Here is a 13,905-nt window from a genome sequence, read left to right as displayed (position 1 = left end):
GGAGACCGCTTTCGCGGGTTAAAGTTGATGCGTATAGGGGCGTATTGAATACGCCCCAGCACGGCTTAAACCGGTTTGAAATTATCAATCGTGCTTGCACCCTCCCCAAAGAAGAACTTGTTCATTTCTTCTTCCAGAAATTTGCGGTCTTTGGGGTTGATGGGGCTAAGGCGGTATTCATTGATAAACATGGTTTGTTGCTTTAACCATTTTGCCCAGGCTTCTTTGGAAACGTTTTCGTAAATCTTCACGCCCAATGCGCCGGGGTAAGTGGGGCGGTCTAAGCCTTCGGCTTCGCGGCCTAAATGGATGCAGTTCACCATGCGTGTCATGTGTTTTCCTCAGTGATTCAGTCAATGGTCTGGAAAAATTGGCGGACAGCGGCTGACAGCCCGCCGGTATATTCGGTGTTTGCTTTATACCAGAGCCAGCCGTTACCTTCCATTATCCGTGCGGGTTGCGCGTCTAAATCGACCTGTAAGGGCTGTAAATGCAGGCGATAATGCGAAAAAGTATGCGTTAACACGGGTAAACGGGTCGTAATGGTTTGTGTCGGGGCGAAATGCTGTGCCAACCAGTCATGCAGTGCGGTTTCATCGGCAAATTCGGGGAAACTCCACAACCCGCCCCAAACGCCGGTTGGGGGGCGTTGTTGCAACAGTAATTCGCCCGCTGTATTGCGTAATAGCAACGCCAGTGCAGTTTTTTCGGGTAGGGCTTTTGCAGGGCGTTTGCCGGGGTAGGCTTGTGGTTTGCCTTGTTTAAAGGCTTGGCAACCGTTTTGCAGGGGGCAAAGCAGGCATAGAGGTTTGCTGCGGGTGCAGAGGGTTGCGCCCATGTCCATCATGGCTTGGGTGTAAGCGGCATTGCGCTCAGCGGGCAGGTGTTGTTCGGCGTATGCCCAGAGTTGTTTTTGCACACGAGGCTCCCCCGCCCAGCCTGCTACGGCGTGGTAACGTGCCAGTACGCGCTTGACGTTGCCATCCAAAATGGCTTCGCGTTGCCCGTGGCAAAGGGAGAGAATGGCGGCGGCGGTGGAGCGCCCAATGCCGGGTAGGGTTTCCATACCGGGCATATCGGTGGGGAACACGCCTGCGTAGGCGTCGCAGACTTGTTGCGCGGTTTTGTGTAAATTGCGGGCGCGGCTGTAATAGCCTAAGCCTTCCCACAATTTCAGCACATCGTCTGGTGGTGCATCGGCAAGGGCTTGCACGTTGGGGAAGCGTTGCATAAAGCGTGCGTAATAGGGAATGACGGTGGTGACTTGGGTTTGTTGCAGCATGATTTCCGACACCCAAACGCGGTAAGGGGTGGGCTTTTGCTGCCAGGGCAAGTCTTTGCGCCCATGCCGGTCGAACCATGCCAGTACTTTGTCTGCAAATGTTGCCATCATGATTGTTGTCTTGATCAAAACGCACTACAATAGCGACCTGCTGACACTATCTCAATAAGCGGGTGTAGTTCAATGGTAGAACGGTAGCTTCCCAAGCTGCATACGTGGGTTCGATTCCCATCACCCGCTCCAAAATTCCGCGATTCCCTTACTCCTCCATGTAATCGCCCATCTTCGGCGCAAACGGATCCATAATCACAATCTTGCCGTCTTTCACTTGGCGCATTAAGTTGTCGCCGTGCAAATCCCAGTTAAGGTATTTTTGGTGTTCGCGGTAATACTTGCAGAGCTTGCGCATGTCATCCGCTAATTCATCGCCATAGTGTTCGGCGACGTAAGCCCAGACTTTGATACGTTCGGCTTCTTCCATCCAGTCGATTTCGTGAACGTGTTCGGTAAAAAAGGCAGAATCGGCTTCATCCAAATGTTCCAAGCGTTCCATCACGTAAATAATGCGGTAATCCGGTTCTTCAAAGGTGAATAAGTGGATACAGGATGGGTCAAGCGGTTGCCCATCTTCATCTAATACCCCCACGCGGCGGGCAAATGGCACGCAGGTAAGCTGGTGTTTTTCGATAGCATCCAGAAAATATTCCAGCCCTAGCGATTGTTTTTCCAGAACGACGTAATTTTTCCAAGCATCACTCTCCGTGTTAGCGGTGAATAGCCGTTTGCATTCAGCGCATTTCACGCTGAGTTTCTTGCCCCCATCAAAGCATTTCATTTCGTAGACTTTAGTGAGGAAGGTGTTCTCGCACTGTGGGCAGTCCATGCGTTTGAATTTGCCGCTAAGGAAGCAGTCGAGGATTTCTTTGCTAGAGTCAAGTGGTGCCACTGTATCCATAATCAGTACTCTATTCCGTTTCTGATGAGCAGGGGGGTGCCAAATTGGGTAATGGCAGGGAAATAATCATCAATCCACAGTCCGACACTGATTCCCTGATGAAGCATGAAAGCCCGTTTTTTTCTACCATCGGTGGTGTAAATCCGCATACCATCACCCTGAAGCCTTTCGCGGATTTCCAGCAAGTTATCATCCATGTCATCACGCAAAGTGCACACAATTGGTTCCCAGCTACTTTCACGGTAACGCTGTATCAGCGAGAGGTAAAAATCTGGATCGGCGGTAATGGTATTGTCAAAGTCGATAGCAATAATCCGCGAGGTACTGGAATCTGCTAGCACATATTGGTCAACCCTGAACTCATCAAACGTCGAGATGATTTCATGTTCACCATGTTCCTTAATGGCGGCTTCCAGTATGGCGAATGCAGTACACGGCAAGCGGTTATGGTAGTAAAAAACAAGATCTGACATGCAGTTTATTCTCTAGCGGAGTGAACGTTGCTGTTTTTGTGTCCCAAGCGTAGTGCTAGGTGGTACGGCGTGCAATGATTTAAGGCAAGAAAAGGCTCTGAGGAGCCTTTTGTGTTCAGAAGTGGGGCTGAATTTCGGCAAACGATACCGAGCCAAACTTTGCCAGCGCAATCCGCAACGCTGACGGCGAGGGCGTCAGCAATTTATCGGGAAATTCCGCAAACCACAGATTGCCATCCGGCGTGGATTCCACCACGATTTGGTGTTCATTTTCCAATTGCACCAAAGACATTTGGATGCCACGAATATTGGTATCAGGGATAATTTCCATCCGCACAATGCCCGGTTTGCCGGAATCTTTAAGCAGCATCGAAAGCTTCATTTTGTCGTGTTGCAGCAAGCATTGGTTGGTGGCGAGAAAGCATTCGCCCTGCAATTGCAGCGGCAGCATGGCAACTTGCTGCTCTACTGTCGGCTTGGGTTGGTCTTTAGTGACCCACAAGTCCATCATGCCCCAGCCGCCGATGGCGAGTATTGGCGCAACCATAATGGCAATGCGCAAGTGTAAGGGTTGGGCAAAGAACCAGCGTAACATCAAGCAATCTCCAGTTAAAACACAACGGTTAGCATACACGAGTCATCACGGTATCGCTGTATTTTGCGGGTTGATTTCCCTAGAATGCGGCAGCTTCTGCTGTTTGCTTCGCGCACTCACTCTTCAATAATGGAACTAGCATCATGAAATCCCTTCCACAGGACTGGTTCGGCAATGTCAAAAATGACCTGCTTGCCGGACTCGTCGTCGCGTTGGCACTCATTCCCGAAGCCATTGCCTTTTCAATTATCGCGGGCGTTGACCCGAAAGTGGGGCTGTATGCCTCGTTCAGCATGGCGGTGGTGATTGCGTTTGCTGGCGGTCGTCCGGGGATGATTTCCGCTGCGACAGGCGCGATGGCGTTGGTCATGGTGATGCTGGTGAAAGATCACGGTTTGCAGTATTTGTTTGCGGCAACCTTGCTCACAGGCGTATTGCAGATTGTGGCGGGGATGCTGCGGCTGGATTTGCTGATGTGCTTTGTGTCACGCGCAGTGATTGTCGGGTTTGTGAATGCGTTGGCCATTCTGATTTTTATGGCGCAATTGCCGGAGCTGGTCGGGCATGGTTGGTTGGTGTATGCAATGGTTGCTGCCGGTTTGGGGATTATTTACCTGTTCCCGTATGTAACCAAAGCTGTGCCATCGCCGTTGGTGGCAATCATTGTGTTGAGTGCGGTGGCAATGGTGTTTGGCTTGGAGATTCGCACGGTTGGTGATATGGGCGCATTGCCGGATAGTCTGCCGGTGTTTTTGTTACCGGATATTCCGTTGAATTGGGAAACGCTGACGATTATTTTTCCTGTGTCGGTAACGTTGGCAGTGGTGGGTTTGCTGGAGTCGTTGATGACGGCGACGATTGTGGATGATTTAACCGATTCTACCAGCAATAAAAAACGCGAGTGTGTGGGGCAGGGCGTGGCGAATATTGCCACGGGTTTCCTTGGTGGCATGGCGGGTTGTGCGATGATTGGGCAGTCGGTGATCAATGTGAAATCCGGCGGGCGCGGGCGGTTGTCTACGTTTGTGGCGGGTGCATTTTTGCTGCTGATGATTGTGTTCATTGGTGATTGGGTCGCGCAAATCCCGATGGCGGCATTGGTAGCGGTGATGATCATGGTGTCGATTGGCACGTTCAACTGGGATTCGGTGCGTAAATTGCGTGAACACCCGAAAAGTTTCAATGCAACCATGATTGCCACGGTAGCGGTGGTAGTAGCAACGCATGATTTGGCGCAAGGCGTATTGGTCGGGGTGTTACTGTCAGGCTTCTTCTTCGCCAACAAGATTGCGCGGTTTATGTTTGTGAAAGCGCGTTCGGAAGACGAAGGGCGGAGGCGCGTTTACGAGGTGGTGGGGCAGGTGTTTTTTGCTTCAGCCGATGCGTTTATTGCGTCGTTTGATTTCAAAGATGTGCTGGATAAAGTGCAAATTGATGTCAGTCGGGCGCATTTTTGGGATTTAACGGCGGTGGGTGCGCTCGACAAAGTGGTGGTGAAATTCCGTCGTGAAGGCACGGAAGTGGAAGTGGTCGGTTTGAATGAGGCGAGTGCTACGTTGATTGACCGTTTCGGGACGCACGACAAAGCCGATGCCACCGACCCGCTGGCAAGCTATTAAGGAGCAACCCCCATGAAACCTGAAAATAAGATTTTGGCCTGCGTTGACCAGTCACATTACGCCGATCATGTGGCGGATTATGCTGCGTGGGTAGCTTCCCGCATGGGTTTGCCGTTGGAATTCCTGCATATTCTGGATCGTCACCCCGAACGTTCACGCCACAATCACGACCACAGCGGTGCGATTGGCATGGATGCGCAAAACCTGTTGCTGCAAGAATTGTCGGCGGAAGATGCCGCGTTCAGCAAACAAGCGCGCGAACAGGGGCGCGTCTTCCTGAATCGCTTGCGTGAGCGTGCCATTGCCGCAGGGGTGGAAGCCCCCGACGTGCGCCAACGCCACGGTGCATTGACCGATACGCTGATCGAACAGGAAGACGCGGTGCGCATGTTCATTCTCGGTCGGCGTGGGCAATCAGCGGAAACCACCCAACGCGACTTAGGGCGCAATGTGGAAAACGTGGTGCGTGCTTTGCACCGCCCGATCCTGACGATCACCAACGATTTCAAAGTGCCGGAACGGGTAATGATTGCATTTGACGGCAGCAGTTTGTCACGCAAAGGGGTGGAACTGATTGCGGCTTGCCCGTTATTTGTGGGTTTGCCGATTCATGTGATTACTTCCGGCGAAGCGGGTAAAGGTTTACGCAAGCAATTGGAATGGGCGAAAACCACGCTGGAAACGGCAGGGTTTGAGACGCATACCGCGTTGCTGGCGGGCGACCCGCAACAGGTGATTGCAACGCAAGTGCAGGAGCGCAATATCGACGTGTTGATCATGGGGGCGTATGCGCATTCGGTGTGGCGCAGTTGGCTGTTTGGTAGTAAAACCAATGAGTTGCTGCGTTCGGCGCGGATTCCGACGTTGTTGCTGCGTTGAGCGTTAGCAACGTTGAGATGCATTTTGCAGATTTCAAGTTGAACTTGAGATTTGCAACGGTGGGCATTAAGCTATTGTCTTTATAGCGTTTAGTGTATTAAAACATGCCCATGATTAAGCGTGATATTGCGCCAGAATTACTGGAAAGTAGCAGGGAATACCCCGTTGTTACCCTCTTTGGGCCACGTCAGTCCGGCAAGACGGTATTGGCACAGCAATGCTTTCCTGATAAGCCTTACTTTTTGCTGGAAGACCCAGATACCCGTCTTGCTGCCGAAACTGATCCGCGTGGCTTTTTATCGCAGATGCCTAATGGTGCGATTCTGGATGAAATTCAGCGCTTGCCAATTCTGCTGTCGTATTTGCAAGGCATTGTGGATAAAGCGCAGCAGCCGGGCATGTTTATCCTGACTGGCAGTCATCAGCCGGATTTGCATACAGCGGTTAGTCAGTCCCTAGCAGGGCGCACGGCTTTGCTAACCTTGTTGCCGCTGACGCTGGAAGAAATCCGTCAAGTGCAGCCGGAGTTGGATGTTTTTGAGCTGATTTACCAAGGTGCATTTCCGCGCTTGCAGAGCCAGCAATTGCAGCCCAACCGTTTCTTCAATGGCTATTTGCAGACTTATGTGGAACGCGATGTTCGGGCCATTTTAAACATCAAAGATTTGAGCCGCTTTCAGCAGTTTTTAGTCTTGTTGGCAGGGCGGGTAGGGCAGGTGGTGAATTACACAGGACTCGGCAATGATGTAGGCGTGTCATCGACCACTATCCAACACTGGGTAAGCGTGTTAAAGGCGTCGTATATTTTGTTTGAATTGCCCCCGTTTTTCGCCAATATCCGCCGCAAGCGCGTGATTAAGTCGCCCAAGTTATATTTTACCGATACCGGGCTGGTGGCATTTTTGTTGGGCATCCAATCAGCGGAACAGGTAGTGCGTGATCCGTTACGTGGCAATTTGTATGAAAATCTGATGATTCTGGAAATCCTTAAGGCACATTTGAACCGTGGATTGCGCCCGGATTTGTACTTTTACCGGGATTCGCAGGGCAATGAGGTGGATTTGCTGATTCGGCAGCGTCAGGGCTTGTTGCCGGTGGAAATCAAATCCTCAGCCACATTTTCCCCGGCGTTTCTCAAAGGAATCGACACATTCCGGGCGGTTTCCCCTGACTGTCTGCCCAATGGGGTGGTGTTGTATAACGGGGAACAAACCCATCAAATAGGGCAGACGCGGGTATTCAATTTAGCACGGGAAAAACAGGGGTTGGCGGCATGGGCTATGGCTTGAAGCACAGTGCCATAGCCGTTACAGCGCTGCCAGCTCGCCACTAAAAATCACTTTGCCTTGTGGGGTGTCGCTGGGTGGTTTGTCCATCGGTTCGAGGCTGATGGCAAACTGGCTGACATTCGCCATTTCCTTCCAGGTTGCTTTATCAATCGGCATTCGGTTTTCACCTTGTGCGGTTAGCGTGCCCATGCGCATCGGTGGTTTATTGCTGTCTTTGGGGATGCACCACACGGTCGGCATCATGTCGTCTTTGACCGGCAATGCACCGCTTGGCATATCGAAGGCAATTTCCATCGTCTCATGGTAGACCATCACCACCATCATTTTGTCTTGTTGCACCGGGGTTTTCATATTCGCCATGTAAATGTCGGGCTGGTTGTTAAGGTTCAACAGCAATACCGTTCCAACCGATGCAACGACGGCGGCAAATGCAGCTACCGGTACATGGCTCCATACACTCGCGAACCAGCTTTTTCGTGGGGCAGCGGCTTTGCCTAACTGCAATTCCTTGCTGATCGCATTCCATACCCGCGCCGGTGGCGTTTCACTGGGAATCAGGTTTGCCAATGGCGCAAATTGTTGCTGGTAAGCGTTGGTGACTGCCCGCAAATAGAGGTGTTTACGCATCAGTTTTTCAAAGCGTATGCGTGCTTTGCCCTGCAAGGTGCCGAGGGCGTAAGACATCGCAAGGTGTTCAAAAATGTCTGGGTTTTGGTAACGCTTCATTGTAAGCACCCCCGTAATTGTTCTAATCCACGCCGTATCCACGCTTTCACCGTGCCTAGCGGTTTTGCCAACGATTGCGCCAGCTCATCATGGGTTTGCCCGTGGTAAAAGGCTTGCAGGATACATTCGCGCTGTTCCGGTTTTAGCTGATCTAAGCAGTACAGCAACCGTTCGGCATCTTCGCCCATTTGTTGCAACGCATCCGGCTCTGGTTCCAGTGAGGCAAATTCTAGGGATTCGTATTCCACAGCATCAACCACGGTCGGGCGGCTTTGGGCTTGGCGCAGTTTGTCGAGCGCTTGGTTGCGTATAATCGTGGTCATCCAGGTCATGGCGCTGGCTTTGCTGGCACTGAATTGCGCGGCGTGATGCCACACTTTGACAAAGCCTTCCTGCAACACGTCTTCTGCGAGTGCTTCGTCACGCAACAGCCGTTTGCACAGCGCAAACAAACGCGGGGACGTTGCGTTATACAGTTGCCGGAAGGCGGCTGCATCGCCCTGCCCGCTGCGTTGCAGCAGTTCGTTCAGTGGTTCCATGATATTCCTTATGCATTCTTATACGTTGGCTGGCTGCTGTTGGATGCACGCCACACAGGAAAAAACCGATTGTAGACAGATTTTATGCTTACTGCATCTGCTATCCGAACGGAGGCGTATATCGAGATAATTAACCCAATATGACGAAGGAGTTCTCGATGAAACAAGCTATTACCTTATCCGGCTTCCTGATGGGGGAGTGCTGGCCTTTAGACGGGTTTGTGAAACCGCTGACATTGCTGGGTTTTCGTGTATATGTGGCGTGGGTATTTTTTGCATCCGGCTTGACCAAGATTCAGAGTTGGTCAAGTACGCTTTATTTGTTTGAAGACGAGTACACCGTTCCTTTCTTGTCATCCGAATTAGCCGCGTATTTAGGGACAGCCGCTGAATTGGTATTGCCGGTATTGCTGGTAATCGGGCTATTGACTCGTCCAGCGGCGTTAGCATTGTTTGTGTTTAATATTGTGGCGGTGATTTCCTATCCGTACCTGTTTACGATTGAAGGGGCGGGTGGTTTTTGGCAACACGTGTTCTGGGGTGCAATGCTTTGGACGGTATTTGTGTTTAGTCCCGGCAAATTTTCTCTCGATTATTGGCTGTGGGGGCGCATCCAAACCCGCAACCACGCCGTATAACCCCATACCTAGGCAAAAACACTAGGTTTTTAGACTAAATTACCAAAGCGAATAAGGAGTTTTCTCATGAACATGAACAAGCAAGTAATGGCAGCCGCGTTGATGGCATTGGGTATGGCAGCGGCTTCCGGCACGTTGTCTGCGGGTGAGGAAAAGATGGAGATGGAAAAATGTTCCGGCATCGTCAAAGCCGGGATGAATGATTGTGGTGCAAACGGTCATGCGTGTGCGGGTCAATCCAAAGCCGACAATGAAGCGGGCGAATGGATTAAAGTACCAAAAGGCACTTGCGAGAAAATCACCGGCGGTACTGTCGTTGAAGACAAGAAAGGTTAAGCCATGAGCCATCCAGTCAAGGGTTGTGGTATCGGTTTGCGTTTCCAGCACATCGACACGATTGTGGATAGCAATCAGCCCATCCCTTGGCTGGAAATCCTGACCGATAATTACCTGCTGCCCGGTAGTGTGCAGCAGGATTATTTATTTGAAATTGCGGAACATTACCCGCTTACTTTCCACGGTGTCGGCATGTCACTAGGCTCGACTGACCCGCTGGATACCGAATACGTTAGCCGTGTCAAAGCCTTGGTGGAGCGGGTGAATCCTGCGTGGGTTTCCGACCACTTGTGCTGGACATCGGCACACGGTGTTGTCACCCATGATCTGATTCCGTTGCCTTATACCGAGGAAACTATCCGTCACGTCAGCCAACGTATTAGCCAAGTGCAAGACTCGTTGGAGCGGCGACTGGTGATCGAAAACGTTTCCAGCTACCTGCAATACCAACAGTCGGCGATGAGCGAATGGGATTTCCTGTGTGCGGTGGTTGAAGCGGCGGATTGCGACATTTTGCTGGATGTGAACAATATTTACGTCAGTGCTTGCAACCACGATTTTGACCCACTGGCTTATTTAAACGCCATTCCGGTGCAACGGGTACGTGAAATTCACCTTGCGGGCTACGAAGACCGGGGGACGCATTTGCTTGATACTCACGGCTATCCAGTCAGTGATGCTGTTTGGGCATTGTACGCGCAAGCTATCCAGCGCTTTGGAGCGGTTCCGACTTTGATTGAGTGGGACAATAACGTGCCAGAATTGCCCGTTTTGTTGGCAGAAGCCGCCAAAGCAGCGGAGGTGCAAGCGCGTGTCCTTGCCTGAACTGCAACATCATTTTATTACCGCTATTTTTAACCGTGATCAGCGTGACGCAGCGGCTTTGCTGGTTAAATCGCACGGCAAACTGGATGCAGCGCAACGGGTGGGTATTTACCGCAACAGCGTTCACGGCATTTTGTGGCAATACCTCGAATCGTTATATCCGGTGTGTCAGCAATTGCTGGGGGCGGAATTTTTTGAAGCGGCGAGTGACTGTTACGTTGATCAACAGCCACCGACACGCCCGTTTCTGGCGGAATACGGGGCAGGGTTTGCGGATTTCCTCGCTGCACACCCCGCATTGCAACAGATGTTGTGGATCGCGGATGTGGCACGACTGGAATGGGCGCGGCATCAGGCATGGAATGCGGTGAACCAAGCGGCGGCGGATTTTTCCCAACTCGCTAACGTGGATGCGGCACAACAAGCGCGTTTGGTGTTAGTGTTGCCCGCATCCGCACAATTACTGACGTCGGCTTATGCGATTCATCAGGTGTGGCTGGCGCATCAGCCGGAAGATTCCCCTGAAAAAGTAGCGTTGGAACAACTTGAACTCCACCAGACCCAGCGCGTTTTGGTGTGGCGGGCAGGGCGACGTTTGCACCAAGTGTTGTTGGATGAGGCAACCTGGGCGTTTCTCACTGCTATCCAGCAAGCCAATCGACTGCCAGACTTGGCGGAACGTTTTCAGGCGCAATTGCCCGCCTTGTTGATGACAGCGGTGCAACGCGGCTGGATTTTGTCGTTCACAGTACTTTAGGCGTGCTGATCAAACGCGGCACAATCTGGCGAACCACATCCATCGGCACCGCAAAGCCAATCCCATCCGACCCTCCTGATAAGCTGTAAATGGCAACATTCACCCCAATGACGCGCCCGCTGCTGTCCAACAACGGCGCACCAGAACTGCCGGGGTTAATCGCCGCATCGGTTTGAATCAAGTTGCTGATCCCGCCGGTTTGCGGATCGCCGAAATTACGCCCTAAAGCAGAAATAATGCCAGAGGTGAAACTACGACCTAGGTCGTAAGCATTGCTGATGCTGTAAACGTATTGCCCGACCTTTAAATCCTTGCTGCTCTGGGTGTGTGCGGGGGTGGGTAGATTCGCGGTATCGCGTAGTTTTAATACCGCCAAATCGTATTCATTGTCGGAATTAACCACGTCGGCTTCGCGTGTGCCTTGCTCGTCAAAACTCACGGTCAGTGTTTCGTAACCAGACACTAAATGCTGTGTGGTGACAATGTGCCCTTTCGTGTCCCATAGGAAACCCGTACCCGTGGCAATTTCCCCAAACGCATCCGGCTCTTGTTCCTCGGCGTGGATGCATACCACCGCTGGATTGGCGCGTTCATAGATAGCAATCGTTTGGCGTTCTTCAATGTGCAGCAGGCTACAGCCACTTAGCACAAAGCCCAATAAAGCAATGATAAGCAGATTTTTTTTCATTGTGTGACCAGTGTTTTGGTTCCTTAAGGAATTACAAGGTTAACACAAATGACACGCGGGTTAGTGTCGTAAATGCATCAAATGTTGCCAAAAAGTAACATATTTTAGCTGGATGCTAGGTGGCAATAGACCCTTGCACACCATTATTACGCTGATAATGCTTAGGGTTAAGCACCGCTTTGGTGCGTTTTATGTTAGGATTATTTCCGCTTGACTTCTTACTGGTCTCCACTTGGTAAAAAGGCAGCAGCCATTCAGCACTAGGTTTAAACTCTCCCTAGTACTGAGTGGCTTTTTTATCATTTGTTTTCAATTGCTTATAATGCGTGTCTTTCAGATTGCTTACAAATCCGTTAGCCAATAAAACCGTAAGGGTGGAATCACCAATTCCTCCTTGAACATCGCAGGGCGTTCCCCCGAATACAAATCACGCACACTGGCATGGCGGAAAAATGCCTTTCGTCCCAAATCTTCCAGATTCAGGTGTTGCGGGTGGACATCAAAGTTTGCCACCACCAGTACCTTATTCATCGGTTGATGAATATCGAAACGCGCAAACACAAACAAGTGTGGGTTGCCAACATCCAGTAATTCGCGGTTATTAAAATCGGCAAATGCCGGAACTTCCTTACGAATAGCGATAAGTTTTTTCAGGGCATTGAACAGACGAAATTCCAGCGTGCCGGGGGTATTGCGCAAATCGGCTTTGTTCCAGTCGATACGCGGGCGGTGCGCCCAGCGGCTATCATTGGCTTTGGCGGGGTCATCCAGATAGGTGGTGTCGTTAAGTGTGCCGATTTCATCACCGTAATACAGTAACGGAATCCCGCCAAACGCTAGAATCATGCCATGCAATAATACGATGGTTTTGAGGGCAGCTTCCAAAGCAATGGGATCATCGGTTTGCAACGCCGTTCCCAGCCCCACCAATGAAGCCAGTGACCCGGCAATGCGGGTATCGCCGGTTTTATCGTTATAGCCAAACGGCAAGCCACGTGCAGGCGACCCGGCATAACGCCCGGTGAAATAGTCGATCAGAAATTGGCGGTGCGCATAGGGTTCATAATCCACCGCGCGGATGTCATTATCATCAAACCCCAGCCCAATATCGTCGTGGCAACGCACATAATTCAGCCACGTGGCACGTTCCAGTTTATCCGGTAAACTTTTAATGCCTTGGGTGAGTAATTTGGCATTTTTGGTGGCGACAGCATCCCACAATAAGGCCATGAAGGTGGCGTTATAGGCAATTTCGCATTCCTTGGCATTAATCGCATCCTCGCCGAAGTACTTGATAATTTCTACTGGCGCAACAATCGCCTCGGCAATGAACAGCACACCGGGGGCAGTCACTTGGCAGCAATCCTTGAACAGTTGCAACAACAAATGGGCTTCACGCTCATTTTGGCAAATGCTACCAATTTTTTTCCACAGAAACGCCACCGCATCCAGCCGCAGAATATCCACACCGTGATTTGCCCAATACAAAATAATGTCGAGCATTTCAATGAAAACGGCGGGGTTGCTGTAATTCAAATCCCATTGGTAATGGTTGAAAACTGTCATCACCCACTTGCCCATGTCCTCATCCCAGGTGAAGTTTCCGGGGGAGTTTTCCGGGAAAACTTCCGGCATGGTGCGCTCAAACATATCCGGCACTTCGCGGTTATCGAATATGTAGTAGTAATCCTGATGCAAAGGGCTTCCAGCTTTGGCTTGTTGCGCCCAAGCATGTTCGTTGGAGGTGTGGTTTAGCACCACGTCGAGCGTTAGCAAGATGCCGCGTTTGCGCAACTCGTCTGCCAGTGTTTGCAAATCAGCCAATGTGCCAAAGCGGCTATCAATCTGACGGAAATCACTGATCGCATAGCCGCCGTCACTTGCCCCGCGTGGGCATTGCATCATGGGCATTAGATGCACCATGTTGACCCCTAGTTCCTGAAAGTAATGCACCCGTTCCGTCAAGTCGGGCAAGTTTTTGGCGAAGCCATCGGCATAAAGTGCCATGCCCACCCATTGTTGGCTTAAAAACCAGTTATGGTCTTTTTCACGTTCCAGATCGGATTCGCGCAGGTGGTTAGGGCGCAAGACGTATTGCCGCGCCATTGTTTCTACCAAGCATTGCACCTGGGTGCGGTAATCGTCGCGTTTGCCATACAACACGGTAAACAACGAATGTATGGAGTAGAAGTTTGCCCCCAAGCGGGTATAAAAGTGCCGCAAGCCCTCGCCTTTAATGCTGGGGTCAAGCTCAATCAGAATGTCATTGAGCAGGGAATGGGAGACTTGTTCGTACATGGGATC

Annotated in this window: 16 protein-coding genes and 1 tRNA gene; 8 read left to right on the top strand and 9 right to left on the bottom strand. The window is 51.2% G+C overall.

Annotated features, from left to right (window positions below):
* Positions 1-65: 65 nt before the first annotated feature.
* Both BLV87_RS13300 and mutY read right to left on the bottom strand, forming a co-directional pair.
* Complete coding sequence (locus BLV87_RS13300; RefSeq protein WP_093069428.1) at positions 66-332, bottom strand: oxidative damage protection protein; 267 nt, start codon at positions 330-332, stop codon at positions 66-68.
* Between the two features lie 17 nt (positions 333-349).
* Complete coding sequence (mutY, locus tag BLV87_RS13295; protein WP_093069426.1) at positions 350-1,393, bottom strand: A/G-specific adenine glycosylase; 1,044 nt, start codon at positions 1,391-1,393, stop codon at positions 350-352.
* 58 nt (positions 1,394-1,451) lie between these two features.
* Here mutY and BLV87_RS13290 point away from each other — a divergent pair.
* A tRNA-Gly gene (locus BLV87_RS13290) sits at positions 1,452-1,525 on the top strand.
* Positions 1,526-1,541: 16 nt separating this feature from the next.
* Here BLV87_RS13290 and BLV87_RS13285 read toward each other — a convergent pair.
* The 3 genes from BLV87_RS13285 to BLV87_RS13275 all read right to left on the bottom strand — a co-directional run bounded on the left by BLV87_RS13285 (position 1,542) and on the right by BLV87_RS13275 (position 3,305).
* Positions 1,542-2,237: a hypothetical protein gene (locus BLV87_RS13285; RefSeq protein ID WP_245707034.1), complete on the bottom strand. Its 696-nt coding sequence runs from the start codon at positions 2,235-2,237 to the stop codon at positions 1,542-1,544.
* A gap of 2 nt (positions 2,238-2,239) precedes the next feature.
* Entirely contained in the window at positions 2,240-2,710 is a 471-nt protein-coding gene (locus BLV87_RS13280; RefSeq protein WP_093069424.1) for a type II toxin-antitoxin system RelE/ParE family toxin, read from the bottom strand.
* A gap of 115 nt (positions 2,711-2,825) precedes the next feature.
* Entirely contained in the window at positions 2,826-3,305 is a 480-nt protein-coding gene (locus BLV87_RS13275; protein ID WP_093069422.1) for a hypothetical protein, read from the bottom strand.
* A 140-nt stretch (positions 3,306-3,445) separates the two neighbouring features.
* Here BLV87_RS13275 and BLV87_RS13270 point away from each other — a divergent pair, with 140 nt between their 5' ends.
* The 3 genes from BLV87_RS13270 to BLV87_RS13260 all read left to right on the top strand — a co-directional run bounded on the left by BLV87_RS13270 (position 3,446) and on the right by BLV87_RS13260 (position 7,092).
* A complete protein-coding gene (locus BLV87_RS13270) occupies positions 3,446-4,924 on the top strand; it encodes a SulP family inorganic anion transporter (RefSeq protein ID WP_217629992.1) in 1,479 nt (492 codons plus the stop codon).
* A 12-nt stretch (positions 4,925-4,936) separates the two neighbouring features.
* Entirely contained in the window at positions 4,937-5,803 is an 867-nt protein-coding gene (locus BLV87_RS13265; RefSeq protein WP_093069419.1) for a universal stress protein, read from the top strand.
* Between the two features lie 104 nt (positions 5,804-5,907).
* Positions 5,908-7,092, top strand: coding sequence for an ATP-binding protein (locus BLV87_RS13260; RefSeq protein ID WP_217629991.1), 1,185 nt, complete (start codon positions 5,908-5,910; stop codon positions 7,090-7,092).
* 18 nt (positions 7,093-7,110) lie between these two features.
* On the opposite strand, the gene BLV87_RS13255 is transcribed toward BLV87_RS13260, so the two are convergent.
* Positions 7,111-7,818 (bottom strand): anti-sigma factor, encoded by a 708-nt coding sequence (locus BLV87_RS13255; protein ID WP_093069418.1) that lies wholly within the window; start codon positions 7,816-7,818, stop codon positions 7,111-7,113.
* Positions 7,815-8,357: an RNA polymerase sigma factor gene (locus BLV87_RS13250; RefSeq protein WP_093069416.1), complete on the bottom strand. Its 543-nt coding sequence runs from the start codon at positions 8,355-8,357 to the stop codon at positions 7,815-7,817. Before BLV87_RS13250 ends, BLV87_RS13255 begins: the two co-directional genes overlap by 4 nt.
* 158 nt (positions 8,358-8,515) lie before the next feature.
* Here BLV87_RS13250 and BLV87_RS13245 point away from each other — a divergent pair, with 158 nt between their 5' ends.
* From BLV87_RS13245 to BLV87_RS13230, 4 genes are all read left to right on the top strand, one after another.
* Complete coding sequence (locus BLV87_RS13245; RefSeq protein ID WP_175517941.1) at positions 8,516-8,995, top strand: DoxX family protein; 480 nt, start codon at positions 8,516-8,518, stop codon at positions 8,993-8,995.
* A gap of 66 nt (positions 8,996-9,061) precedes the next feature.
* Positions 9,062-9,331 carry a BufA1 family periplasmic bufferin-type metallophore gene (locus BLV87_RS13240; protein ID WP_093069414.1) on the top strand — a complete coding sequence of 90 codons (270 nt, stop codon included), beginning with the start codon at positions 9,062-9,064 and terminating at the stop codon, positions 9,329-9,331.
* A 3-nt stretch (positions 9,332-9,334) separates the two neighbouring features.
* On the top strand, positions 9,335-10,156 hold the full coding sequence (gene bufB, locus BLV87_RS13235; RefSeq protein WP_093069413.1) for an MNIO family bufferin maturase: 822 nt from the start codon (positions 9,335-9,337) through the stop codon (positions 10,154-10,156).
* On the top strand, positions 10,143-10,913 hold the full coding sequence (locus BLV87_RS13230; protein WP_093069411.1) for an HvfC/BufC N-terminal domain-containing protein: 771 nt from the start codon (positions 10,143-10,145) through the stop codon (positions 10,911-10,913). The genes bufB and BLV87_RS13230 overlap by 14 nt, the downstream gene beginning before the upstream one ends.
* Here the strand turns inward: BLV87_RS13230 and BLV87_RS13225 are convergent.
* Positions 10,900-11,601, bottom strand: coding sequence for a S1C family serine protease (locus BLV87_RS13225; protein ID WP_093069409.1), 702 nt, complete (start codon positions 11,599-11,601; stop codon positions 10,900-10,902). The genes BLV87_RS13230 and BLV87_RS13225 overlap by 14 nt on opposite strands.
* 342 nt (positions 11,602-11,943) lie before the next feature.
* Positions 11,944-13,899: an amylosucrase gene (locus BLV87_RS13220; protein ID WP_093069407.1), complete on the bottom strand. Its 1,956-nt coding sequence runs from the start codon at positions 13,897-13,899 to the stop codon at positions 11,944-11,946.
* Positions 13,900-13,905 lie beyond the last annotated feature (6 nt).

The sequence above is a fragment of the Thiothrix caldifontis genome, from assembly GCF_900107695.1.
Taxonomy (GTDB): domain Bacteria; phylum Pseudomonadota; class Gammaproteobacteria; order Thiotrichales; family Thiotrichaceae; genus Thiothrix; species Thiothrix caldifontis.
The sequence above is the reverse complement of the archived record's forward strand: the minus strand, read 5'-3'. Positions and strand labels throughout refer to the sequence as shown.